The organism is Umezakia ovalisporum Ak1311, assembly GCF_029891685.1.
GTDB classification, from domain to species: Bacteria; Cyanobacteriota; Cyanobacteriia; order Cyanobacteriales; family Nostocaceae; genus Umezakia; species Umezakia ovalisporum.
The window spans coordinates 67,630-92,478 of record NZ_JANQDJ010000043.1; the positions used below are offsets into that span (position 1 = coordinate 67,630).

Below are 24,849 nucleotides of genomic sequence, written 5' to 3' on the forward strand. Positions count from 1 at the left end.
AACATTATACTTTTTTGACTTTTGACTTTTCTGATTTACCAATTAAAACTTGTTTTGTTTCTACTACTGTGGGGATATTCTGTTCAGTGGCTAATTCGTGGTACACAGCCAGAGTTTCTTCATTCACCCGCGCCGCACTGAAACGTTCTAAATTCTCTTTGGCGCGACATTTCCATCTTTGTAGATTTGCAGGATCTCTCAGCAAGATAGTCAAAGCTGTAGCTAAACTTTGACTATCTTGAGGTGGAACTAAAATACCAGCTTGTCGATTATCTAAAGTTTCAGGAATACCATCTACATCGCTGGCGATAATTGCACAGCCAGCTTCTCGCGCTTCTGTAAGGACTAAACCAAAAGATTCGCAATGAGAAGCCAAAACAAAAATATCGGTTGCTAGCATATAGCATTGCGGTTCTGGCTGGAAACCTTCAAAATGAATGCGATGGCTATATGGTTTATTTTGCACTATTGCCTCAAACATTGAGCGATCAGGGCCGTCTCCCACTAAATATAGATGCGCGTCGGGAAATTCCGTAACAATTTTGCCAAAAGCTGCTATTAACTCAGCAATTCCTTTGCGAGAATACATCCCAGCGACAGTGGTAATTGCTGGACGATGTAGGGGTAGTGGTTGGTAATCTTCAATGTGGCGATGTCGGGGACTATTTAATGTACCGTTAGAGACTACCCGCAGGTTTTTATGTGGTATACCACGCCACACCATTGAGTTAGCTACTGCTTGGCTAACTGCAATTACTCGATCTGCTAATCCCATGATTACTGCACTACGCTGGAACTCATTATGTACTGTGGAAACCAAAGCGTAGTTAAAGCCGATTTTGCACATCCTTGCTATTACAACCCCTGTCATCATATGTGCATGGACAATATCTGGCTGAAATTCATGCACGATCTGCCGATAACGCCAACCAGCTTTGAGAATATTGAGGAATTGCCTTGACTGATTTAATTGACAGTGTGTAACATCATAACATCTTAATAATGTCTCATATTCTCCTCCCTGTGAGACTACGGCAACAGTATGACCATCTTTTCTTTGTAAACAAGCTAAGTCTACTGCTACATTGACGATACCATTACCTATGTTCTGCACATGGTTGATAATATGTAATATTCGCATAAAACTTTTGTCCCCAGCAGTTATTCAACCTTAAAAAAGATTTCATAAGAGCCTAAAAACCGCTTCATGAAGCCACGAGGTAGGCTTTTAATTTGAGAGCGATAGGAAGCGATCGCTCTATTTTTCTTTTCTTGAACTAATGTGATGGAAAAACAGTAAGCTGCTGCTAAATCCTGTAATTTGAGGAGAATAAATAGGGGCGCTCTCCAGAACAACCAGATGGGATATTGTAATAATTCAACCCTTGTATTATTTGCCGCCATGGCCACCTTAACTAATTCATATGTAGCTTCATGATCTCTGTGACAATCTTTTCTGTGAGGTACATAAATTTCTTCTGGTTGATAATATTGGATAAGTTGAGCAACCCGAGAAATTATCTCTTGTTGCTCATCATTGTTTAAGTCTTGCAAAGTCCCATCAGGTTTGTCTAAAAAGTGAATCTCTGATGCTTTGACGCCTAAAATTGCTAACGCTTCTAGTGCTTCTTGTTTGCGAATTTGAACGATAGTATTTTTAGTATCTGAACCTCCTGAGCCTTGTCCATCTGTGAGAAACACCACTACAACTGGTATTCCTTGTTCACGCTTGTGAGCAATCATTCCTCCACAGCCAAAGGTTTCATCATCTTGATGAGGAGAAAAAACCATTGCTGATTTTTGGTTAAATTGTAAAGGCTGACTGCCACAAAGGAAAATCCATTGACATAGTAAGCTACAGTGGATATATTGAAATTGCTCAAGCCAGCTATGAGGCAATAATTTTTGTAAGCCTTGAATATAAATTTTCACTTTCATAAGAAACTCAGCTATTTTAGTGGAATTGGCAAGTTAATTTCATACAACAATGTTGGATTAATTAATTGTGATATCATAATCAATCTCAGAAATGTTGACTGTTGACTGTCCAAGTTGTGCGTGGGTGATACAAAATTTGAGCAATTAATGACTCTATTCTTAATAGACAATGAACTTTATCTGGGTAAAACGCAAAAATTGTAAATTTTTATTGCAGGATTCAACACTTCTGAATCAATCTATAATTGTTCCATCCACAGTTAACTATGTATTTACGGGAAGCTGATTTCACAATAGAGACTATTTTCACAAGAAGTCAACCCACGAAGTCAATAGAAAACCAGTGTAAATTTATGCACATATTTTTACTCTGGGCTGGCAATCAACTCACTTAATTATTACTGCTGTAAAAACAAAGAAATTTATTTTTTTCGTAAAAAAAATTTTTTACAAATATAAACTAATGTCTTTATTTATAAAATAAAAATTAATGTTTTATCTCTTAATGGTCTTGCTTGTTTAGATAAGTGATATAGTCTGATTTTTTTTCTAGTGTGTAGTTTTAATTTATCTGTGCAACCAGAAGTGTTGAATCCTGCAATAAAAATTTACAATTTTTGCGTTTTACCCAGATAAAGTTCATTGTCTATTAAGAATAGAGTCATTAATTGCTCAAATTTTGTATCACCCACGCACAACTTGGACAGTCAACATTTCTGCTGTGCAACCATTCTCTATGGAAATGATGTCATGGGAATATGGGGTCTTATTCAGACCTAATTTGCGATAAAAAGCCGAGTTCCTAAATATAAATTTTCTAGAAACTCGGTTTTTATAATTTATATACTCACTTAGTTAGTTAACTCTGTGGTAATCTATAGCTTCAGCCGATAGACAATCACTTTCGCTTTGGCATCTTCTTCCACAAATACCACATACTCACCATCGGCTCGCCGCATCGCACGAATTCCATAGGGGATATCAATCCACCCACTTTCACCTACAACTTCTGGACCCGGTTTTAAATTTTTGACAAAAGCCCCTGTTTTGGCATTATATATGTATACTTCTGCGGTTTTAACTGTCACGGCAAAAACATAGTCTCCGGCTACACTCATAGCTGCGGTGGAAACTTCCCGTTTACCAGTCCTATCATGAGGAACTACTATCCGCCAACGGGGTGTAGTATTATTGCCCTGACTCCAATTATCAAAACGTACAATCTCAGACCCTACAACTTTTGTATCATCCCCAACAGATGGATGGTCTACTGTGAAGCCTGATAAATACATCGTATCGGTTTCTGGCAAATACTCGATACGTCGCAAATCGGTAAATAAGCTGGGGGTTTTTTGCTTTTGCATGGAACCATATGTGTAGATGGGGTTACCATACTGGTCTAGTCCCTGGAAAGGATAATGGCGAATACCATCTTTAGTACGCAAGGTTTTCCACACATCGCCTTTACTATCTACCCACCATCCGCCGATGTAAGGATAATCTTTACTGGAATCGTATTCAGCTTTGTCAAATTTACCATTATTGTTGCCATCGCGCCAAATCCATTCTCCTGTTTCTGGTTGCTGGGGCGGCCAATTTCCTCTGATTGATTTTCCACCCCCGCCATGAGTCCCAACAAACATTCCCGCCGGAATTGCAATTTTGCCATCTGTTTTTGGATTGAAGCGATAAATTTGTAAAAAGCTTTCATACATATCGGTGATAAAGATAAACCTTTTCCCTTGGATGCGGCGTACCCAAGTAGCATCTGGGGATGTATGCAAACGTGGATCTTGTGGATACTTAAAAGGATTTAATGTGTAAGCTTTGTAAGTCCATTGTCTACCAGCTGGCTGGCTATAATCCATCAAAAATTCTTCTTGTTTGGTAAATACATTTACTCCATTAGTCTTAGGGTCAGCATCAGCGTTATCAACGAACTTCAATCCCAGTAATTGCCATAACAGCTTCCCCGATGATGAAAACTTGCGTAAATCTGTACCTGATTTATTGAAACCATTACTATTTACATAAATATTACCTGCGGAATCTGCACCCACTGCGGTTAAACCGTAAAGTTTTAAATCTTTAACTTCACCGGGAACACCTCCGTAAATTCCCCTTTGGCTTCCAAAAGTACCAACTTGCACTGGCTGGTCTTTAATTTGGTAAATCAGCACTTGCTGACGAGGTCCATTTTCCGCTACTAAAAGTCTGTTTTGAGGATCAACTGCGATGGCGGTTGGTTCTACAATATTGGTTATTTGTTGGGGTAATTGCTTTCCCTTGGGGGAATAATGCACAATTTTCGCAAAGTTACTACTATTTTTGTTTTGAATAATCCATAGATTCCCTTGTTTATCAACAGTTATTCCTGCGGGTCTAGCAATACTAAAATTGCGTATTTCCTTCATTGTATCAGTATCATAAACACGCAGGCGATTTTCACTAGCATCACTGACATATAACTCTTTTCCCCTGGTTGCTAATCCAGTAACTCCACTTTTGCTACTGACAATTAACATACTTTTATCCCAACCACGTCCATCGGTAAAGGGTGCAGATTTACCAGATAAGTCATAGCGTCTGACGCAATACCAATCTGTGCCTTCTGGAGGATAGTCTTGATCTTTCCTATTAACATAACCTTGGCGCATGGCAATGTAAATGTATTTATTATTTGCCGTTACAGCTTCACCACCAAGACGACTCCAACCGTGGGTATCACTCAATTTACCAATAACATCACCGTTTTTATATATTCCGGCTTCTCTACCTGCTTCATCCCAGATACTATTAGTGTAAACTGTACCATTGGGTGCAACATACATAGCCTCAATATTATTTTGTACCCACTTTTCTCCCCCAGGAAATGTATTACCGATCCAAGATGTTTGATATGTGGGTTTAGGTATTTTACTGTTAGCCCCATCCTTAGAAATTGCACTGGAAGTAACAATTATTCCCAAGGCTATAATGATGACAAAATTGACAAATTTTACCTTCTGAAAAGTTTTATTTTGATATATTTTCTTGATGTGATGATTCAGCTTGTGGTTAATTTCCTTAAACTGTTGTATTAATTTATTTCCCATTTTATTGTCAGACCTTATGATTTATGGCATTCAGTGAATGGCATTAAATAGAGATAATTAGAAAAAAATGACTTTTAAAATAGAGACAATTGATAAATTGTCCCTAGTATAAATCATTATTTAAACCTTCTCGCACAACAAAGAATGTTCAAGCCCTTATTTCCCAGTATGGAGTGGGGTAAAAAGGTTATGTTTATCTGCACCAGTTTGAGCCTTTATATTACCCAATCTTTGTTTTGATTAACTAAGTGGGGGAGAAAAATTCAATGTAAAAAACTATCAACTATCTGTACAGTAGATAAATGCGGTATGAATTTTCCTCCAATTTTATTAATGTTGTTTTATGTGGTAGATTGTAAATTAACGCACCTTAAAATGTTATTAGTGCTTTGCCCTGGGGGCTAGAACACTCTACATTTAAATTTGCTGACATAGCTCCTGGCAATATTAACACTGACTTATTCACTATATATAGACTTAATCATAAGTACTTATGATAAAAAAAAATCCTATTTACAAAAAATTTACTAAAAAAATATATAATATTTATTTTTTAATACTAAATATTAGTAAATATGAATACAATCAAAATTTCACACAGTTACCTAGAAATTCCTTTAAGTAATTCCATTAATAAAACAGACTATTGACAGGTTAATATAAATAGTTTATAAATTATTTTTTCTGAAATTATCTACAAAGTAAAACGTGAAAATTACTGATTATGTAGATAATCCAGGATAAAAGTACTAGCAGCATCAACTAATGTGCGGCAGGCTTAAAAAAGCCTTGATTGAGCTTGGTATTAAAGTAAACATATGCACCCTCTATATATCTTAGGAGTTCAGTAGATGGAAGGTAAAAAAGAAAATTTTAATTCAACCTCTGCATCTATTCTCACTCTGGGAATAGGCTGGTTCCCCAAAACTCCCGGCGGAATGGAAAGGTATATTTATGAACTCACTCATAGATTAGCAGCCTATGAAGACCAAATAGAACTATGTGGAGTTGGTTTACCAGAAACAAAATTAAATTTACCTATCAAGCTAACTAATTTGGCTGACCCAAACCAGGGAATTTGGCAAAGATTGCAATCTATTCGTCATAAATTTAAAAAGACACGAGTCAGTAAACCAGATGCAGTTAATCTGCATTTTGCATTATATAGCTTTCCAATTATGGATCTTTTACCCAAAGGTGTACCCATAACTTTTAACTTTCATGGACCTTGGGCTTCTGAAAGTCAGCAGGAAACGGTTAATAATCAATTCAGTGTTTTTATCAAACGACGGCTAATAGAACAAAGTACTTATAATCGGTGCGATCGCTTTATTGTTCTCAGTAAAGCATTCGGTAATATTTTACATCAAAAGTATCAAATACCTTGGCATAAAATTCATATTATCCCTGGTGGAGTAAATATTAATTGGTTTCAAGCTAACTTATCACCTCAACAAGCACGTCAGCAGCTAAACTGGCCGGAGAATCGCCGTATACTATTTACATCCCGGCGCTTAGTACAACGAGTAGGTCTTGATAAATTATTACAGGCATTGGCAATAATTAAGCCACAATTTCCTGATGTTTGGCTAGCTATCGCTGGTCGTGGTCATCTGGAAGCTGCACTACAACAACAAGTTAAAGAATTAGGGTTAGAAGACAACGTTAAATTTTTAGGTTTTCTACCTGATGCACAATTGCCATTAGCTTACCAAGCTGCTGAATTAACAGTTATGCCCAGTCAATCTTTTGAAGGTTTTGGATTAGCAATTATTGAATCTTTAGCTTGTGGTACTCCTGTTTTATGTACCCCAATTGGCGGGATGCCGGAAATTTTATCACCATTTTCCCCAGATTTAATTACTGCTTCTGCCGAAGCCTCAGCTATTGCCGAAAAATTAACACAGATACTTTTGGGCAATTTATCAATTCCTACAGGAGAAGCCTGTCGTCACTATGCAGTTAATAATTTTGATTGGCAACAAATAGCGGAAAAAGTGCGGCAAGTTCTTTTAGCTTGATATTACTATTAACTCCATGGCAATTATATTCAGGAAATTATAATATATGAAAATTCTGTTTTTAGACCAAAGTGGTAAACCTGGTGGTGCTGAACTTTGTTTAATGGATATTGCTAAACTCTATGGGGATGGCGCTTTGGTAGGCTTGTTCGCAGATGGTGATTTTAGAAAGTTACTAGAACAACAACATATCCCGGTAGAAGTTTTTGCAACTCAACCAATTCAAGTTCGCAAACAAAGTAATTTGCTGACAGCTTTGGCGAGTTTGGGAAAACTTGCACCACTATTAGCCAAGGTGGTACGAACAGCTAAAAAATATGATGTAATCTACGCCAATACCCAAAAAGCATTAGTAATTGGCGCAATGGCTAGCTTTTTAGCCCGCCGTCCATTAGTTTATCATTTACATGATATTCTCTCCTCAGAACATTTTAGTCAAATTAATTTGCATATTGCTGTTACTTTAGCAAATCGTTTTGCCTCATTAGTAATTGCTAATTCCCAAGCTAGTGAAACAGCTTTTATCCAAGCAGGAGGAAACTCAAAACTCACAGAAGTTGTTTATAATGGTTTTGACCCACAAAGTTATCAAGTTTCTGCATCTGAAGTCAAAAAATTACAGGAAAAATTAGGGCTAAAAGAAAAATTTGTAGTTGGACATTTCAGTAGGCTTGCGCCTTGGAAGGGTCAACATATATTAATTGCTGCTTTGTCTCAATGTCCGCCAGAAGTAACAGTAATTTTAGTTGGTGATGCTCTTTTTGGTGAACAAGATTATGTCCAACAATTACATGAACAAGTAGCAAAGTTGAAACTAGAAAACCGTGTTAAGTTTTTAGGATTCCGTGGAGATATTCCCCACTTAATGAGAGCTTGTGACTTGATAGCACACACTTCAACTGCCCCAGAACCCTTTGGTAGAGTAATTATTGAGGGTATGTTATGCGGTAAACCTGTGGTGGCGGCTAAAGCTGGAGGCGCAATGGAATTGGTGGAACACGGTGTTAATGGTTTTCTAGCTACACCAGGGGACAGTGAAGAATTGGCACAGGTGATTAACACCTGTGTTACCCAAAAAGAAATGGCTGCAACCATAGCCAATCATGCCACAGCCATGGCTAGTCAGCGGTTTGACATTATGGTTATTAATCGGCAAATTGCTGAACTATTGTCTCAGAGGTTAAAAAAACCAGCTCATCCCTAATCTATCCCCCTGGTGAGCAAGGTGTGGGCTGGAACAGAAATTATAAACCGACTAATTCACGAGATTCAAAATCAGTGAGTTGTTGCGCGATCGCTAATCTGGCTTCTAATTTAGCGACAGTAAACTGGTTACGCAAATATTCTACATGAGCGATGGCATTAGCTTTTTCTGCCATTAACCGCATCTGAGTATCCATAGCCTGTTGATATTCTTGATTCACCAGCAAAACTTCAAAGCGACGAGCTTTGCGTTGAGCATCATTTTTCAAATCCATATCAAAAGCAGCAGCGCGATCAGCATTACCTTCAAATCTGGAAATCTGCTGCTGCACAGCCATTAACTGAGAATCTATTTTATTCACGCCCTGGGCCGCTTCAGCGATGGCGGTTGGATAATGACTTAGTTCTTCCATCAAATCATCTTCTTGTGTTGTGAGTCATAAGTGCAACATACTGAGTTTTGGGTAAAAAGTACACCTTACTTTCTACTTAGTAATCCTCATCTTTTACGCCACTTCTCGCAGTTGGGACGGAATATTTACTTCTGGAAGTGGTAGGGAGAGTTGTTCGCATGGAGCCGCAGCAGCTTGTTCTAAAATTTGTACTTCAATATTTACACTCACTAAGTAACTACCAGAGTCAGTACTAACAGCTTCAGCTATTAATTGAGCAATGTCCGGGCGTTTCCCAGTGAGTGGATCACGTAAAATACATCGATCCCATTCGTGCTTGGCAGCCGGATTGAGGTTGAGAATATAATGCTTCATCATGGGACTAACTGTTAAATCCATCCTCCAGAACTGTTGTTTGGAGCCGTTTTGCTCTTCACTAGGCTTTGTCAGCGCTATGGTCTATTATAGTACAAATGTTCTGATATAGCCAGAGGTTATTTGCTGCTTATTAAAATAAAAAAATGTAGAGACATTACATACAAAGTCTCTACAACAGTTTGGTAATAATTTGACCAACGACTAATGACTACTCAGATTTACCATTAACTGGCAAGTGCTGCAATTGAGAGTCATTGAGCCAAATACCTTGTTGAGGTACAGGAATAGAAAATCCAGCTTGGTCAAAGGTGATTTTCAAGCGACGACGAAACTCTCGTCCCACATCCCATTGCTTGAGTGGTAGTGTCTTAATCCAGACACGAACCATCAAACCGCGATCGCCAAAGTTATCTATTCCGAGAACTTGAGGAATTTCCAGAATTTGACGTTTCCAGTGGGGATCTTGACTCATCTCCGAGCCTACCTTTGCAATTAATTCCAATGCTTCATTAACGTCATTTTGATAAGCAACTGGAATAGTTAAATCAGCTCGTGACCAACGGCTAGAAAGATTAGCCACAACTTTAATTTCACTATTGGGAATTGTAATTAAACGCCCTTCACTATCTCGCAACTGAGTAATCCGCAGATTGAGATTTTCCACCAAGCCTCCCACATCTCCCACAACAATCACATCGCCTAAAGCATACTGGTCTTCAACGATGACGAGAAAACCGTTAATGGCATCTTTGATTAAACTTTGGGAAGCCAAAGACAATGCTACACCGATTAAACCAGCACCTGCTAATAAGGGAATGATATCTATACCCAAAGAAAGCAGGGATAGTAAAACGCCAACTCCCACCCAAATACCAGTAGTGATACTTTTAGTCACACCGGAAAATGTGGAAACTCGCAGTTCCATTCGCCTGGAAGCTTCTGAGTTTAATAAGACACCACTGTTAATCAAAGTAGAGGTAAAGCGGTCAATGAGAGCATAGGTGAAACGAATTGCCACATAACTTCCCAGGAAGATAATCCCCAATCTTAAAGGAATTTGGGCAGCTGAGACAATCCCCAGCTGAAGCACTCGAGTATAAGGAAATAGACCCAAGATGAAAACAATTCCACTTCCCCAAATCCCGAATTGAGTTAATTGAAAAAGTCTTTTCTTGACTTCTTGAATATGTCCATCTTGTTGTTGATTTAGTTGAGTTGTCAACTGTTGAGCATCATCTGAAATCGCCAAGATTGAATGTTGTAAATCAGGTTTTAAACGTCTTTGTAAATAATATACCCCCCCACTCGTTGCAATTATTAATAGTGCAACACTACCGGCGGTTTTAGCTTGATTGATTAAAAATTCACTAGTTCGCTGTTTGCTAGCTCTTTGCAAGCCTGTTTTCAATTGTTCTGTGATTTGAATTGCCGATATTGGTGGCTCTTCTTTTCTTAGTCTCGCATCTTCAATGGTAACGGTCATGAGGTATTGACCATTAACATGAATTACTGGTAATCCATTTGATGTCTGAGTTTCAATTTCTATTTCTGGGTTAGATGACCTTAAGTAATTTTGGCGGATTTGATGAAAATTTTGTTGGATATTTTGGGAACGCTCGGGAAAATTGCTTCTTGTTGCTGCTATCTGAAATACTGGGTAGCCGTCTAAATAAATCCATCCAGAAACAGTTCTGTTGTCGGTATCGCTACTACGAACACTGGGAGATTGGAGAAAAGGCAAAATGGGAATCTGAGCTGAGGCTTTCGGTATAGAAACAACAGCTATAGTCATTGAACCTGCCATTGTTGCTATGACACCTCTGCCGAAAATCCCTTTGATTGATATCCGCCTCCTAGGTGGGTGAAAGGCTTGATTAGATATTTCTAAACCGAGCATCCCCTTTGTCACAGTCCTGATATTACCAAGGTAACTTTCGTTTAAAAATGCCTGTTGATCCTCAATAGAAGCAAATTTCGACAACAGGAATTCTTTGGCCATCGCCAAAAATTGCCAGGACACTCAAATACCTCCTTAAACAAAATTTACCATCGGCTACTTCCAGAGCCATCCTCCAACAGTGGCTTGTGTAAATGTACCTATCTAAAATGAAATATTGAAATTTTAGGTATTGTTGTAACTTTTGATAGGTGACAGTTTCCTTCATCGCCTGTGGGTAACAGATAGATTAGCCCTGTTAATACTCTTAGCAAAAATTATGTCAAAAAATAAAAATCAGGTATGAATTTGGTCTGAAGGTTATCCAATGTCAAGGAACAACAGAGTACGATTAGTAAGCTTGTTGGTGAATACAAAGCAAAATCACCAATTTTAGAATACTCTAGTAAAGTACGTAACTTTTACGTAAGTTTTTTATTTTTCTGAGGAAATTTTTGATGACTGCAATTTCTCCCCGATTAAAGCACGAGGTTAAAGACCTCGCCCTAGCTATCTTGGGAAGACAGCGCATAGAGTGGGCTGGACGCGAAATGCCAGTGTTGAAGCAAATCCGCGATCGCTTTGAGAAGGAAAAGCCCTTTGCAGGTTTGCGCCTTGTGGCTTGCGCCCACGTTACCACAGAAACAGCACATTTGGCCATCGCCCTCAAAGCTGGTGGTGCAGATGCACTCCTGATTGCTAGTAATCCCCTTTCAACTCAAGATGACGTAGCTGCTAGCCTCGTGGCCGATCATGAAATTCCAGTATTCGCCATCAAAGGCGAAGACGCTGAAACATATAACCGCCACGTCCAAATTGCTCTGGATCACCGCCCCAACATCATTATTGATGACGGTAGCGATGTAGTTGCTACCCTTGTCCAAGAGCGCCAGCACCAAATTAGCGATTTAATTGGGACAACCGAAGAAACCACAACCGGAATCGTGCGGTTACGCGCCATGTTAAAGGATGGGGTGTTAACTTTCCCCGCCATGAACGTTAACGACGCTGACACCAAGCACTTCTTTGACAACCGCTATGGTACTGGTCAATCTACCCTAGACGGCATTATCCGCGCTACAAATATCTTGTTGGCTGGTAAAACCATTGTTGTAGCTGGTTATGGCTGGTGCGGTAAAGGTACAGCACAACGGGCTAGAGGTCTTGGGGCTAACGTAATAGTCACCGAAATCGACCCCATTAAGGCCATTGAAGCGGTCATGGATGGTTTCCGTGTGTTACCTATGTCGGAAGCTGCACTTCATGGTGATTTATTCATCACTGTGACAGGTAACAAGCACGTAATTCGGGGCGAACATTTCGGTATCATGAAAGACGGTGCGATGGTTTGCAACTCTGGTCACTTTGACATTGAACTTGACCTCAAATATCTAGCCAGTCAAGCAAAAGAAATTAAAACAGTCCGTCCTTTCACCGAAGAGTATTTACTCAACAGCGGTAAATCCGTAATTGTCTTGGGTGAAGGTCGTTTAGTTAACCTTGCTGCTGCGGAGGGACACCCCAGCGCAGTAATGGATATGAGTTTTGCAAACCAAGCGTTAGCTTGTGAATACCTAGTGAAGAATAAAGGTAAGTTAGTACCTGGTTTGTATTCTATTCCCACTGAAGTTGATCAAGAAATTGCCCGTTTGAAGTTGGAAGCAATGGGTATTGGTATTGATAGCTTAACCCCCGAGCAACTTGACTACATCAATTCTTGGCAATCTGGAACCTAATCTTGGTTGATTAATGAATTTTTTGGGGATAGGCTTGATAGCTCTATCTCCTTTTTTTGTGTTTTGCCCACAGGAGCAAAGACCCAAAGGAAGAAAGCTATAATTTTGCTTCCTTTAAACTTAATTCCAATAAATCTAATGCCTTTAGCTGTGGATATCTTCGTTGAGAGAGCGACATAAATAAAAGCCTCAGTTGTTTCAGGTAGAATTTCATCATCTTTCCTTAATCTTCGCCACCAATTGAACCAACCAAAAGTCCTCTCAACAAGCCAACATTTGGGGAGTAATACAAAACCTTTGTTTTGTTCACAATGAAACTCCCTCATTGAAAATGCCATCACGCCAGTTTTCCCCTAATCTTTTAATAGTAACTACATCCACTATAAAATCCACACCCCGTACTACTGATCCAAATATGCGTATATTTGACCCTCCATGTTTAGCAGCAATCTTGAAAATATCTTCTCGCTTTTGTTTGAGTAATTTCCAAATATTCATGATTAAATCCTCCTAATTTTCTCAATTAATGTAACAGTGAAAAAGCAACACTGTACATTTAGTCACGACATTCAGTAGAGTTACATCTAGTAGCATTACCAACCATTCCCAAAATCTGTTAATTAACTGAAGTTTAGGCCTTTCAATGGAGCTATTGCCAATAAACCAAGTTTTTCACCCAGGCGCTGAGTCAGCAAAATACAGTTATCTGGCAATTTGGCAGACATATATTTTTTGAGAGTGGTATCTTTTGATTGTGCAAGGGGTGTAGCAGAAGTAGCCTAGATTAATCAGTCTGGGCTACTCCTGCAATTTTATATTTGAGATTATAAAAAAATAGGCTGAAAACCCTTGAGGTTAAGTTGATGATTTGCTGAACTCCTTGAGCCATTCCTCCGGTAAGAACTTTTTTCCGGGGTTTAGGTATAAAAACCAAGTGATAGTCAAGTAATGAAACTACGTTGCCTTTATGTATCCATCTAGAGAAAAATTAGCCATTTTGGAAATTACCCTAAGTAAGGGTATATGCCACAACTGTTGAATATCCCTGGCTTAAGCCCGGAGACTGTTAATTAAGTACGAGTCAACAGTTCTAAATTATGACCATCGAGGTCATAGAAATAAAAACCACGCCCTCCCATTCTATGATTGATTTCACCTTTGTTTTGATGCATGGGGTCGCTGCTGTATTCAAGTCCTTTTTCTTTAATGCGTGTAAAGATGGCATCAAATTCTTCATCACTGACATGAAAAGCATAATGGTGAGAGTCAAATTGTTCTCTGTCAGCAAAATCGAAGGTTAACTTGTCATTGACACGCACAGCAGCAAAATGACCAACAGAAGTTTCAAGTTTTAGTCCAAAAATTTCTGCAAAAAAGCGTGCCGATTTTTCCTTATCACGGGCAGGCACTATGGTATGGTCTAAGATAATTGTCATGTCACACCTTCCCTATTTTTGGGTATTGCTCTTGGTCAAATCTGCATAAATAGCAAAGTAAACATAGGTAAACAGTAATGTTCATCCATGGTGAAATTGCCAACATCTTGATTAAAGTTGGTGTAGTTTCTTCATTTTAGCCATCAATTCTTTCTAGGTTTGAGAAACTGGGCAAATTCTTCTTTACGGTACCAAAGCTAAGATTCCCACAGGAGACCCTGAACCATTCCGCAACCTCAAAACACCAATTATTACAGTAGTACCCCTAGCTGGTAACTCGTGTAAATTTGTCAGATTTTCCAAAACAATCCCTTGCTGTGCCAAAACTAAACTGTTAATACTAAAACTGTTATCCTGTCCGGGGTCTACACCATGGGTATCAGTGGCTAAACCAGCAATTTGCCGTTGCTGCAAGAGAAACTGAGTTGCTTCATAGCTAAATCCGCAAAAGTGCATAATTCCTTTAACATCTGTGTTAAAAAAGGCATTTTTATCTAACCATTTATTTTGCCATCCTGTATAAAGTATTACTAAACTTCCCATGGGAATTTCACCGTGTTGTTTCTCCCAAGTGAGAACATCGCCAATAGTTAAGCTGTAATCAGCATTAACAGCTGCGGCTTTACAAATATCAATAACTACCCCCGGTAACACCAAGGACTGAGCCGAGTATTGGTCAATTCCCACTTTGTTCTGGTGAAAACTGTTTGGTGCGTTGATATGAGTGGCGCTGTGTTCTCCTAAGCAGAAACGCCGGAGGTAATAACCATCCTGTGGGATATTGGCGACATTGGTAAATTCCACTGGGGGGTCACCAGGCCATTGGGGAATATCCGTATCTATTATGTGACTTAGATGTATAACTCGTGAATAAGTGATAGTATTTTTATTTTTTGTCATTTTTTGTCATGTATCAAATTATTTACGAAAATAGGGAGTGTTTGATGTTTTACTAAGGTAGAGAAAGCAGTATAGTTTTAAAGTTACCTTTTTACTCAAATTTTACATTGGAGATTGAGATAAATGTCTACTGAAACAGTTGCTTATGTGGAAGAAAGGGAATTTGATACTCTTTTAAGTGAAAACAAAATTGTTGTTGTTGATTTTACTGCTACTTGGTGTGGACCCTGTCGTGTTGTGAGTCCGTTAATGGATCAACTTGCGGAACAATACAAAGGTCGTGTTCAGGTGGTGAAGGTAGATATTGACAATAATAAACCTATTTTCAAAAGATTTGGTTTACGTAGTATTCCGGCGGTTTTAATGTTCAAGGATGGTGAGTTAGCAGAAACCATTGTGGGTGTTTCTCCTTATGAACAGTTCAGTGGTGCTGTGGACAAGTTACTCTAGCTTGTTTATTGGTACGAGTTGATAATTAGCAATGCTTGCAAATTACATAATTGACAATTAAGTTACTGTGGACTTTAGATCAGTATATAAATTAACTGTTAGTTATTTATAAATCGCCTGATATTATAGGAATTTAATTTAACTTGTCATAATTATTTGACTCAAATTCCCGACTTTGTTCACAAAGTCGGTATTTTTGTTGTAGAAATGATTTATGGCAATCATCAATAAGTTAGTAACTTCAAGACCCCGACTTCTTCAAGAAGTTCTGGGGCTGGACATCTAGGTGTTGGTAAATTAAATAGGATTTCTAGATAAAATTTTAATGCAATAAATTTAATAATATTCCTGTTATGAATCTACAGCTATCGAAGAATTACATGGGGAATAAATAATATTTTTGGGATACAACAGTGATAAAGATAGGACGTTTTAAAAGTTTGACATAAGTATACTTTGCTACTGCCTCAGTAAGTTCCTTTGAGGTGGAGTAAGCAAAAATTAAGGTTTTTAATCCCCCAGCGGGTTTTTTTGGGGTGGTTCCGGGTTTTATCGTCGCTATGGGCAGTGATAAATTAGACTTTATCAACATCTACATCTACTAACAATGCCAATATCGGCAGACAATTAAATTGGGTGACATCAGTCTATTAACCTGATATTAAAATTTTTCGGCGATATGAAATTAAGTCTCTGCATGATTGTCAAAAATGAAGCAGCTACACTGCCTAAATGTTTGAGTAGTGTGCAAGGTTTGGTAGATGAAATTATCATACTTGATACTGGTTCAAAGGATGGCACTCCTGATGTTGCTCAACTATTTGGTGGGAGGGTATACTATTTTCAGTGGTGTAATGACTTCAGTGCAGCTCGTAATGCAACGCTAAAATATGTTACTGGTGATTGGATTTTAGTGTTGGATGCTGACGAAACTATCACCCCAAATATTGTGCCGCAAATAAAGTCAGCAATTCAAAATGAAGAATATCTTTTAATTAATCTTCTGCGTCAAGAAGTTGGCGCAGCACAATCTCCTTATTCTCTGGTATCTCGACTGTTTCGCAACCACACTCAAATTCACTTTCAGCGACCTTATCATGCTTTAGTGGATGACAGTGTAGCAGCAATATTAACCCAAGAACCCCATTGGCAAATCGGTTATTTACAAGGAGTGGCAATCCTCCATCAAGGGTATCAAAAAACTGCTATCGCCAAAAGTGATAAATACGCCAAAGCCCAAACTACAATGGAAGGATTTTTGGCAACTCATCCTAATGATTCCTATGTTTGCAGTAAATTAGGGGCATTGTATGTACAAACTGGTAAACTCACTCAAGGTTTAGAGTTATTAGAAAGAGGTTTTAACCAGGCAAATTCTCAGCATCAGGGAATAATACCAGAAGAAAACTATGAGACTTTGTATGAACTACATTACCATTTAGGCATTGCCTACAATCATTTACAAGATAGTCAAAAGGCTATTTATCACTATCAAGCTGCTGTTAAGCAGCCAATTTATCCCATGCTCAAATTAGGAGCATATAACAATTTGGGCAACTTACTCAAAGCCTCTGGCGATATCAACGGTGCTAAAGTTGCTTATGAAACATCCTTAAAAATTGACCCTACTTTTGTCATGGGACACTATAACTTGGGAATGATCTTTAAAACTTTGGGTTTATTTACTAATGCACTCGCCTGTTACCAAAAAGCCATCAAGCTTAATCCCAACTATGCACAAGCTTATCAAAACTTAGGGGTAGTACAGCTAAAAGTTGGTAATGTTCAAGGAAGTTTAACAGCCTTTAAAAATGCGATTTTACTTTACGAACAACAAAACCCCGAAGAAGCCCACAGACTACGCCAAGGTTTACGCGACATGGGATTAATGAAATGGTGAATGCTCAAAGGTCAGCATAAATTATAGATTTTATACTCACGCAACCTAAAATACATAATTTTTTCATAAATCAAACCGTACTAGTATCTTAGTATCTTAGTATATTACCATATGTTTAATTTTACTTAGATACTTATGGTTGTCAATAATTCCGGTTTTCAACAAGAGTCTATTCTTAACGCCAGTGTAAGTGACCAAGCCGCAGCAGAAGATGACCTTGGTTTTAAACCTTATGTAGAAGCCATTGCAGAGTTCTTAACTAACCCTGTAACCCAACCTCCATTAACCATTTCTATAGAAGGTGAATGGGGTAGTGGCAAATCTTCTTTTATGAAGCAACTCCAGAAAACTATTGAGGAGTTTCAGCATAAAAAGTTGGAGAAAGAGTTACAAGTAAATTTAGCAAAAGGACAAGTACAAGCTGAGAGTTTTATTAGAAAATTCAGAAATACAAACAAACTGCCTAAAGTAATCACTGAATTGGTGGCATTTATTTTAAAAGTATCTTCCTCTGTTTTACTTAACATATATAAATGGATAAGTTTAAAGCTTAACAAGCTGGAATCCAAGCCTAAAACAATCTGGTTCAATGTTTGGAAACATGATAAAGCAGAAGCCTTATGGGCAGCTTTTGCCCTAGAGTTTCTCCGCCAGCTTTCCATAGACCGTAATATCATTTTGTTCATGCTGCGCTATGACTGGAAAAATGGGTTTCGGTTTATATCTTTGGCACTGATTGGTCTTGGTACTATAGTCATTTTAGGAGTTATAGCGCTACTAAAAGGAGAGGAATTATTGCAGCCAGGAGGTGAAATTCAGCAAATCCTTACCCAAATATTTCAAAAGCCATTCAATATTCCCATTCAGCAAATATTTCAACCACCAGTCAATGTTCCCCTCTTACTTCTGAGGGGTGTAGTTTTTCTGTTTTCAGGTATCGGCTTTATTTCCCTACTGCTGAAACTTCTCAATGTTGGTGATCCTAAAAATGAATTGGCTAAATATCTTCAGACTCCTAATTATGAAAACCAAGTTCCTTTTGTTGAGAAGTTCCACGAAGATTTTGAGAAAATTGTTCAAGCCTATGCTGGTAAAAGAAAAGTTTATGTTTTTATTGATGACCTAGACCGTTGTGAAGTTCCTAAGTCTGCCGAACTAATGCAGGCTATTAATATGATGATAGCTAACGATCCACAGTTAATTTTTATTTTAGGTATGGATCGAGAAAAAGTAGCGGCGGGGGTTGCACTTAAATATAAAGATTTGATTCCTTATTTGATTCCTTATTTATCAGTTGATACTGACCATCAAGTAAGCTCCATTTCATTTAGAAAGAGTATGGAATATGGTTATGCTTTTTTGGAAAAGTTTATCCAAATACCTTTTCAAGTTCCACAACCTACTCAATCTGAATTTGAGCGTTTCCTAGTCAAGATTTCTCAACCACAAAGAAAGAAAGATAGTTTTTGGTATTCCCACCGACAAAAGATTGCTAAATTCCTAAAATCCATTTTTCAGCGTATAATTACACCAGCAAAAGACGAACCAGAACCAGAAACACCAATACCACAAACTCCCACTACATCAACACAAAGACAAAAAATATTAAAACGTCGTGAAGAATTAAAAATTGAAGTCACAGAAGATTCCCAAAAGGTGCGGGATATTATCTTAATGATTGCCCCAGTTTTAGATTATAATCCCCGGCGTTTAAAGCAGTTTATTAATTTGTTTAGACTTAAAACTTATATAGCCAGTAATACTGGCTGCTTTGATGAATTAACTGATGAATCCACAAGTATTTCTTATAAATCTTTAACATTAGAGCAGTTAGGGAAGTTTACAGCTATCAGTTTAAAATTCCCTAGATTGATTATTGATTTAAATAGCGACCGTCAGCTACTCAAAAATTTGCAGCATGGTGCCCTCAAAAATCCTGCTGATTTTAGCCCATATAATGAAACTACAAAATACTGGGGTGGGTATCAAAAACTAGTGGAACTGCTGCGTTCTCCTGCTGTATATCTCGAACCAAAATCAGAGAGCATGGTTATTAAAGATGAATATAGTTTTGCAGAAGTTGATGTAGATAAACTCCTACAAGTTTCCCCAGGAACACAAGATGACCTCAGTTCAGAAAGAGGTATAGACTATACCAAACTCCGGGACTACTTAAAATCCCAACAATTGCAAGAAGCGGACACAGAAACCTATCTGGTAATGCTTCAGGCTCTAGGACGTGAGCCAGGCGACTGGTTGAGAACAGAAGAATTATTAAACTTTCCCTGTACCGACCTTCACACAATAGACAAGTTGTGGCTAGAATATAGCGGTGGGAAGTTTGGCTTCAGCGTGCAAAAAGAAATTTACTTGAGCGTTGGTGGTAAGCTAGACGGAGGCTATAACCAAGAAGCTTGGGAGAAATTTTGCGATCGCGTAGGATGGGTGGAGAAAGGATGGTATTTATCGGAAAAGTCGGGAAACCTCCCGCTAAGGGCGTGGTTTGGGCGTGGTTTGGTTGGTAAAGGATGGTATTTATCAATTGAGGATGATAGGATTAAGTATGATTTCTTCTCTCGCATCGAGACTTGTAAACTGTAACATTTAACGCTTTCCGAAGTTTGTAAACATTTATCACAGCCTCCTTTCCCACGCATTAATCAACATTTCATAAATCCGATACCTGGCACTGAGGGTAGATAGCAGTTCGCCTGAATAAATTTTGTTGCTACCTCATGCACCTCCGTAGATTCCGTCACTCTCTGCTTGTCCCAAGGTAAACTCATCTGCCCAGGGGAAGACTTTTTCGCCTTCCCAACCTTCATCACCGATGGCAAAAAGCGACTCCCCCAATAACTTTTCTTGTCTGGTTTTGCTTTTGGTATGTATTTCTGACAAAACCGCCGATATTTAGCCGCGCACTCCTCCAAAGTTCGCCCTAGTAGTAGGAATGCCCGATGCCATTGCGTGATGCCATCATTGCTCAAGCGGTCATGAGTGCCATAGTTGCTGAATTCGTAAAAAAAGCCTTGATACATTCCGGCTGCTTTAGGATTAGCGTGAATGTATCTCAGAGTATTTAAAACCCGTCGCTGATCTGTATTAGCAAAACCGATGCTGTGATACCGCTTTTCCCAAAAATGTCCTGTGCGGTTCAACATCCGGTTGAAGCACATAGCAGTGTACCAATTGAGCCAGTGCATGATTGTGGGTAGTTCCTCTGGCTGCTTTGGTTCCAGTAGGTAATGAACGTGATTTGACATTATGCACAGCGCATACAGCTTAAAGCCGTACTTGTGTTGTGCCTTTTTTATGGCATAGAGCAAGACTTCACGACATTCCAGATGTGTCAGGCGAAATTCCCTATTGTTGCAACGGGTAGTGATGTGGTAGCAAAAACCTGGTCTGAGGTCACGTTTTGGGCGAGACATTGCAAATACGTAAATTACAATTTGACCTCACCCTACCATTGACTTTTGTTAACGTCTCCTCTCTTCTGGATAACAATAAAGTTGAGGGGGTGAGGTTGTGTACTTAATTAAATCCGCACTCCTAAATCAGGGAACTAACAAACTTCTCCAACCTATTCATCCCTTTTTCAATGGTGTCCATATCAGTGGCGTAAGACAGGCGAATGTTTTGGTCAGCACCAAAGGCAATTCCCGGAATTACAGCTACTTGCTGTGCTTCCAACAAAGCGTTACAAAAATCCAGGGACTTTAGACCTGTTTTGCTAATATCTGGAAACAGATAAAAAGCGCCATTTGGTTTAGCACAACTCAATCCAGGAATGGCGTTGAGTCTATCTAACATCACTTGTCGCCGTTTCGCGAAAGCTTGGCGCATTGATTCTACACAGTCTTGGGGACTTTCTAAAGCTGCCACCGCTCCATATTGGGCAAAGGTGCACACATTGGATGTGCTATGCCCTTGAATAGTACTAGCAGCGAGAATAATCTCCACTGGCCCAGCTAAATAACCCAGTCGCCAACCAGTCATTGAATAAGCTTTAGCAAACCCGTTACTGATTAAGGTTCGGTCACAAATTTCTTTACCCAGGGAACCAATACTGAGATGTTCTGCACCGTCGTAGAGAATCTTTTCGTAAATCTCATCCGACACCACAAAGATATCTGCATCTACTACTACTTGGGCTAGTGCTTTAATTTCATCTGGCGTGTAAACCATCCCCGTGGGATTGGATGGGGAGTTGAGAATAAATAATTTTGTTTGCGGTGTAATTGCTTGACGTAGTTGTTCCGGAGTAATTTTATAATCCGTCCCTGGATCTGTGGTTACAATTACTGGGTTACCACCAACTAAAGTCACCATTTCTGGGTAACTTAGCCAGTAGGGAGCCGGGATAATCACCTCATCACCCGGATCAATCAGGGCTTCCATGAGGTTAAATAGAGAATGTTTACCGCCGTTAGTAACAATTACATTCTCTAGTTGATAATCAAGACCGTTCTCAGTTTTCAGTTTATGGGCGATCGCTTCCCTTAACTTTGGTTCTCCAGCTGCTGGTCCATACTTGGTTTTACCTGACTGCAAAGCTTTCGCTGCTGCGGCTTTGATGTGGTCTGGGGTGTCAAAATCCGGTTCTCCAGCGCTGAAACTACAAACGTCTATTCCTTCAGCCTTCATGGCCTTAGCTTTAGCTGCGATGGCTAAGGTTAAAGAAGGTGTCACCTTACTTACTCGTGCTGCCAGCTTCATTCTTAGTTTATTTGGCAAATCTCTCACTTATCTAAGGATATCTCACAATCCCTACCGAGACTTGTCTTTTTCCAATTCTTGAAAAGTGCAGCCTCCATCAAGCACATAAGCTTATTTTCAACCCCTCACACTAATTATCAAAGATAATAGAACATATGTGTAGGTTTGGTTGTGGAACCTAGGCCCAGGGTTATCGAAGAGTAACCCAAGGAAATTCAACGCCAACAAAGGGGATTTTGTTGAATTTCACTGCTTTCAAACCAACCTACCTCTGTTGCCAACATTTTGTGAATTGCTATTACACAGTCATTAATCCTGATGTGTCATTTGTTCTACTCCTTTACCACTTTCAATAGCGTGATCTTTCGTTGCTGGTGTCTTAATAATTACTCTTTCTTTTTTTCTTTCTTTGGTAGAGTAGTAGGGTTTATTTGGTTCTGTTTCTATGAGAATTTTACGTTCTTTGGTGGCATAATAAGGTTTAGCTATTTCTGCATTGTGGTTTTTTCCTTGATAATAACCAGCAGCCTGTACTACAGCAGTAGGTAAGGTCATAAACCACAATAAACCAGCTACTAGTACTATCACTAATTGATGATGCCATTTATGAATATTGTGAGAATTTTTTTGAATTTCCAACATGGGAAAAGCCATCTCCTAATACTTTCCTAAATGCTTGAATCTTAGGAAAGTATTTATTGAAGTAACGTCTTCCTCTAGGCTGGTTATCTATATATAAATAGTATTTATTTTAAATAACAAAAATATAATCAGATATAGTCACACACAGAAGTGTTGAATCCTGCAATAAAAATTTACAATTTTTGCGTTTTACCCAGATAAAGTTCATTGTCTATTAAGAATAGAGTCATTAATTGCTCAAATTTTCTATCACCGACCCACAACTTGGACACTCAACAGTCAACAGTCAACATTTCTGAATCACACCCAATCATTTATGGTATAGTTCACCAATAAAACTATCTGACTACGCCAAATTAAAAACAATAGTAACTAGTTTTTCTTTTGTACAGACAGGATTTATCGCGTCTTTATCCACTTTCTCCTAAGCTATAGTCACATCTGGCGACAAATAAACATCCTGAATTGTATGAAACAGTTTCACACCTTCCTCAAAGGGACGCTGGAAGGTTTTGCGCCCAGAAATTAAACCAGTACCACCAGCTCGCTTATTAATAACTGCTGTGCGAACGGCTTCGGTAAAGTCATCTTGACCAGATGCACCGCCAGAACTAATTAGTCCCCCACGGCCACAGTAGCAATTAAGCACCTGATAACGAGTCAAATCAATGGGGTGATCACTTGTCAATTCTGAGTAAACTCGTTCATCGGTTTTACCGTAACTTTTATTAGTTGCTTGAGCTACTGACCTGTAACCATTATTACATTCAGGTAACTTTTGTTTAATAATGTCTGCTTCAATGGTGACCCCCAAATGATTTGCCTGTCCGGTGAGGTCAGCCGCAACATGATAATCTTGTTCCTGTTTGAAAGTGCTATTACGCAAATAGCACCAAAGCATTGTTACCAAACCTAATTCATGGGCGTATTTAAAAGCTTGGCTAACTTCTTGAATTTGTCTAGTAGATTCCTCTGAACCGAAGTAAATTGTCGCCCCTACCGCCACTGCACCCAAGTTCCAAGCTTGTTCTACATCAGCAAACATGATCTGGTCATATTGATTGGGAAAACTTAACAATTCGTTATGGTTAATTTTGGCGATGAAGGGGATTTTGTGGGCATATTTACGGGAAACACTTCCTAATACTCCTAAAGTCGTAGCAACAGCATTACAACCTCCTGCTATCGCCAACCTAATAATATTTTCTGGATCAAAATAAATTGGGTTAGGGGCAAAGGATGCACCAGCGGAGTGTTCAACCCCTTGGTCTACTGGTAGAATAGACACATAGCCAGTATTTGCCAAGCGACCATAAGAGTAAAGTTGCTGAAGATTACGCAAAACCTGAGGATGGCGATCGCTATTTATCCAAACTCGATCTATAAAATCTGCACCTGGCAAATGTAGTAAATCCTGAGAAACTTTTGCTTTGTAAGTGAGTAGGTTTTCTGCATCTTTACCCAACAAAGATTGGAGAGAATTAACGTCTACAAGAGTTGTAGTCATTGAATTGTCCTCTAACTTTATTCCATCACAAAAATAATTCCTAATTTCTAACGAGTTAAATTTATATCAATTAGCAATTTTTAAAGATTATGGCGAAAAAACCACAGATAAACTGATCCGTACTCACCGCAGGAAAACATTCCATATTTGACAATGTCTCTACGTTCAAAACTTACGTTTATCTGTGGTTACAAGTAATAATTAGGATTCTTGCCATAATTCCATTTTAAGTTTTCACCATATCAAGTCATATACCAAAAGGCACAAATATTGTGGCTCAGAGGCAAACCTATTATTTATTACTCCCTCTTAACATGGCATCTATATCTTCAATAAACTAAGTTTTTCTCGTATAATTTTCGTATAATATCGCGCCAGGTTTTCAATCTGTAACATAAGAAAATTTTTCTTAGCACTTCGCCTAAAAACTATTGTAAATAATATCTAGCAAATTTGAAATGTTGACTGTTGACTGTTGACTGTCCAAGTTGTGCGTCGGTGATACAAAATTTGAGCAATTAATGACTCTATTCTTAATAGACAATGAACTTTATCTGGGTAAAACGCAAAAATTGTAAATTTTTATTGCAGGATTC

At 38.6% G+C, this 24,849-nt stretch carries 20 protein-coding genes and 1 pseudogene; 6 read left to right on the top strand and 15 right to left on the bottom strand.

Annotated elements, in window-relative coordinates; translation table 11 throughout:
- Positions 1-4 precede the first annotated feature (4 nt).
- The 3 genes from NWP25_RS07545 to NWP25_RS07555 form a co-directional block, all read right to left on the bottom strand.
- Positions 5-1,141, bottom strand: coding sequence for a glycosyltransferase family 4 protein (locus NWP25_RS07545; RefSeq protein ID WP_280656528.1), 1,137 nt, complete (start codon positions 1,139-1,141; stop codon positions 5-7).
- Positions 1,142-1,161: 20 nt separating this feature from the next.
- Complete coding sequence (locus NWP25_RS07550; protein ID WP_280651745.1) at positions 1,162-1,938, bottom strand: PIG-L deacetylase family protein; 777 nt, start codon at positions 1,936-1,938, stop codon at positions 1,162-1,164.
- Between the two features lie 875 nt (positions 1,939-2,813).
- Positions 2,814-5,033: a hypothetical protein gene (locus NWP25_RS07555; protein ID WP_280699112.1), complete on the bottom strand. Its 2,220-nt coding sequence runs from the start codon at positions 5,031-5,033 to the stop codon at positions 2,814-2,816.
- 851 nt (positions 5,034-5,884) lie between these two features.
- Here NWP25_RS07555 and NWP25_RS07560 point away from each other — a divergent pair.
- Together NWP25_RS07560 and NWP25_RS07565 are read left to right on the top strand one after the other, a co-directional pair.
- Complete coding sequence (locus NWP25_RS07560) at positions 5,885-7,054, top strand: glycosyltransferase family 4 protein (RefSeq protein WP_280650375.1); 1,170 nt, start codon at positions 5,885-5,887, stop codon at positions 7,052-7,054.
- A gap of 46 nt (positions 7,055-7,100) precedes the next feature.
- Positions 7,101-8,258, top strand: a complete 1,158-nt coding sequence (locus tag NWP25_RS07565) for a glycosyltransferase family 4 protein (RefSeq protein WP_280650374.1) — start codon at positions 7,101-7,103, stop codon at positions 8,256-8,258.
- 40 nt (positions 8,259-8,298) lie between these two features.
- On the opposite strand, the gene NWP25_RS07570 is transcribed toward NWP25_RS07565, so the two are convergent.
- The 3 genes from NWP25_RS07570 to NWP25_RS07580 form a co-directional block, all read right to left on the bottom strand.
- Complete coding sequence (locus tag NWP25_RS07570; RefSeq protein ID WP_280650373.1) at positions 8,299-8,670, bottom strand: hypothetical protein; 372 nt, start codon at positions 8,668-8,670, stop codon at positions 8,299-8,301.
- A gap of 93 nt (positions 8,671-8,763) precedes the next feature.
- Positions 8,764-9,027, bottom strand: a complete 264-nt coding sequence (locus NWP25_RS07575; protein WP_280650380.1) for a hypothetical protein — start codon at positions 9,025-9,027, stop codon at positions 8,764-8,766.
- Between the two features lie 208 nt (positions 9,028-9,235).
- Positions 9,236-10,819: a mechanosensitive ion channel family protein gene (locus tag NWP25_RS07580; protein ID WP_280699125.1), complete on the bottom strand. Its 1,584-nt coding sequence runs from the start codon at positions 10,817-10,819 to the stop codon at positions 9,236-9,238.
- 602 nt (positions 10,820-11,421) lie between these two features.
- On the opposite strand from NWP25_RS07580, the gene ahcY reads away from it, so the two are divergent.
- Positions 11,422-12,699 carry an adenosylhomocysteinase gene (ahcY, locus tag NWP25_RS07585; protein ID WP_280650372.1) on the top strand — a complete coding sequence of 426 codons (1,278 nt, stop codon included), beginning with the start codon at positions 11,422-11,424 and terminating at the stop codon, positions 12,697-12,699.
- A gap of 167 nt (positions 12,700-12,866) precedes the next feature.
- Here ahcY and NWP25_RS07590 read toward each other — a convergent pair.
- The 5 genes and pseudogenes from NWP25_RS07590 to NWP25_RS07605 form a co-directional block, all read right to left on the bottom strand.
- A pseudogene (locus tag NWP25_RS07590) lies at positions 12,867-13,007 on the bottom strand (IS5/IS1182 family transposase); the annotation flags it as partial.
- The gene (locus tag NWP25_RS07595; RefSeq protein ID WP_280650371.1) at positions 13,006-13,197 is read right to left on the bottom strand and encodes a hypothetical protein; all 192 of its coding nucleotides are present in this window, start codon (positions 13,195-13,197) and stop codon (positions 13,006-13,008) included. The pseudogene NWP25_RS07590 and the gene NWP25_RS07595, both read right to left, overlap by 2 nt.
- 286 nt (positions 13,198-13,483) lie before the next feature.
- The gene (locus NWP25_RS18670) at positions 13,484-13,672 is read right to left on the bottom strand and encodes a transposase (RefSeq protein WP_374912637.1); all 189 of its coding nucleotides are present in this window, start codon (positions 13,670-13,672) and stop codon (positions 13,484-13,486) included.
- A gap of 97 nt (positions 13,673-13,769) precedes the next feature.
- Entirely contained in the window at positions 13,770-14,135 is a 366-nt protein-coding gene (locus tag NWP25_RS07600) for a VOC family protein (protein WP_280650370.1), read from the bottom strand.
- Positions 14,136-14,318: 183 nt separating this feature from the next.
- Complete coding sequence (locus NWP25_RS07605; protein WP_280650369.1) at positions 14,319-15,035, bottom strand: cyclase family protein; 717 nt, start codon at positions 15,033-15,035, stop codon at positions 14,319-14,321.
- A 123-nt stretch (positions 15,036-15,158) separates the two neighbouring features.
- Here NWP25_RS07605 and trxA point away from each other — a divergent pair, with 123 nt between their 5' ends.
- The 3 genes from trxA to NWP25_RS07620 all read left to right on the top strand — a co-directional run bounded on the left by trxA (position 15,159) and on the right by NWP25_RS07620 (position 19,986).
- Positions 15,159-15,485 carry a thioredoxin gene (gene trxA, locus NWP25_RS07610; protein WP_280650368.1) on the top strand — a complete coding sequence of 109 codons (327 nt, stop codon included), beginning with the start codon at positions 15,159-15,161 and terminating at the stop codon, positions 15,483-15,485.
- A 679-nt stretch (positions 15,486-16,164) separates the two neighbouring features.
- Positions 16,165-17,385 carry a TPR domain-containing glycosyltransferase gene (locus NWP25_RS07615; RefSeq protein ID WP_280650367.1) on the top strand — a complete coding sequence of 407 codons (1,221 nt, stop codon included), beginning with the start codon at positions 16,165-16,167 and terminating at the stop codon, positions 17,383-17,385.
- A 135-nt stretch (positions 17,386-17,520) separates the two neighbouring features.
- Positions 17,521-19,986, top strand: a complete 2,466-nt coding sequence (locus tag NWP25_RS07620) for a GUN4 domain-containing protein (RefSeq protein ID WP_280699113.1) — start codon at positions 17,521-17,523, stop codon at positions 19,984-19,986.
- 59 nt (positions 19,987-20,045) lie between these two features.
- Here NWP25_RS07620 and NWP25_RS07625 read toward each other — a convergent pair whose 3' ends face one another.
- The 4 genes from NWP25_RS07625 to NWP25_RS07640 form a co-directional block, all read right to left on the bottom strand.
- Entirely contained in the window at positions 20,046-20,816 is a 771-nt protein-coding gene (locus NWP25_RS07625; RefSeq protein WP_280699115.1) for a transposase, read from the bottom strand.
- A 121-nt stretch (positions 20,817-20,937) separates the two neighbouring features.
- Positions 20,938-22,104 (bottom strand): pyridoxal phosphate-dependent aminotransferase, encoded by a 1,167-nt coding sequence (locus tag NWP25_RS07630; protein WP_280650364.1) that lies wholly within the window; start codon positions 22,102-22,104, stop codon positions 20,938-20,940.
- Between the two features lie 309 nt (positions 22,105-22,413).
- On the bottom strand, positions 22,414-22,758 hold the full coding sequence (locus tag NWP25_RS07635) for a hypothetical protein (protein ID WP_280650363.1): 345 nt from the start codon (positions 22,756-22,758) through the stop codon (positions 22,414-22,416).
- Between the two features lie 412 nt (positions 22,759-23,170).
- Positions 23,171-24,253: a class I fructose-bisphosphate aldolase gene (locus NWP25_RS07640; RefSeq protein ID WP_280699117.1), complete on the bottom strand. Its 1,083-nt coding sequence runs from the start codon at positions 24,251-24,253 to the stop codon at positions 23,171-23,173.
- Between the last annotated feature and the right edge of the window lie 596 nt (positions 24,254-24,849).

Coding starts and splice junctions, on each gene's coding strand:
- NWP25_RS07570 (WP_280650373.1), bottom strand. CDS start 8,670: ATGGAAGAACTAAGTCATTATCCAACCGCCATCGCTGAAGCGGCCCAG.
- NWP25_RS07560 (WP_280650375.1), top strand. CDS start 5,885: ATGGAAGGTAAAAAAGAAAATTTTAATTCAACCTCTGCATCTATTCTC.
- NWP25_RS07545 (WP_280656528.1), bottom strand. CDS start 1,141: ATGCGAATATTACATATTATCAACCATGTGCAGAACATAGGTAATGGT.
- NWP25_RS07550 (WP_280651745.1), bottom strand. CDS start 1,938: ATGAAAGTGAAAATTTATATTCAAGGCTTACAAAAATTATTGCCTCAT.
- ahcY (WP_280650372.1), top strand. CDS start 11,422: ATGACTGCAATTTCTCCCCGATTAAAGCACGAGGTTAAAGACCTCGCC.
- NWP25_RS07630 (WP_280650364.1), bottom strand. CDS start 22,104: ATGAAGCTGGCAGCACGAGTAAGTAAGGTGACACCTTCTTTAACCTTA.
- NWP25_RS07565 (WP_280650374.1), top strand. CDS start 7,101: ATGAAAATTCTGTTTTTAGACCAAAGTGGTAAACCTGGTGGTGCTGAA.
- NWP25_RS07625 (WP_280699115.1), bottom strand. CDS start 20,816: ATGTCTCGCCCAAAACGTGACCTCAGACCAGGTTTTTGCTACCACATC.
- NWP25_RS07620 (WP_280699113.1), top strand. CDS start 17,521: ATGGTTGTCAATAATTCCGGTTTTCAACAAGAGTCTATTCTTAACGCC.
- NWP25_RS07635 (WP_280650363.1), bottom strand. CDS start 22,758: ATGGCTTTTCCCATGTTGGAAATTCAAAAAAATTCTCACAATATTCAT.
- NWP25_RS07580 (WP_280699125.1), bottom strand. CDS start 10,819: ATGACTATAGCTGTTGTTTCTATACCGAAAGCCTCAGCTCAGATTCCC.
- NWP25_RS07595 (WP_280650371.1), bottom strand. CDS start 13,197: ATGAATATTTGGAAATTACTCAAACAAAAGCGAGAAGATATTTTCAAG.
- NWP25_RS07615 (WP_280650367.1), top strand. CDS start 16,165: ATGAAATTAAGTCTCTGCATGATTGTCAAAAATGAAGCAGCTACACTG.
- NWP25_RS07575 (WP_280650380.1), bottom strand. CDS start 9,027: ATGATGAAGCATTATATTCTCAACCTCAATCCGGCTGCCAAGCACGAA.
- NWP25_RS07600 (WP_280650370.1), bottom strand. CDS start 14,135: ATGACAATTATCTTAGACCATACCATAGTGCCTGCCCGTGATAAGGAA.
- NWP25_RS07640 (WP_280699117.1), bottom strand. CDS start 24,253: ATGACTACAACTCTTGTAGACGTTAATTCTCTCCAATCTTTGTTGGGT.
- trxA (WP_280650368.1), top strand. CDS start 15,159: ATGTCTACTGAAACAGTTGCTTATGTGGAAGAAAGGGAATTTGATACT.
- NWP25_RS07555 (WP_280699112.1), bottom strand. CDS start 5,033: ATGGGAAATAAATTAATACAACAGTTTAAGGAAATTAACCACAAGCTG.
- NWP25_RS07605 (WP_280650369.1), bottom strand. CDS start 15,035: ATGACAAAAAATAAAAATACTATCACTTATTCACGAGTTATACATCTA.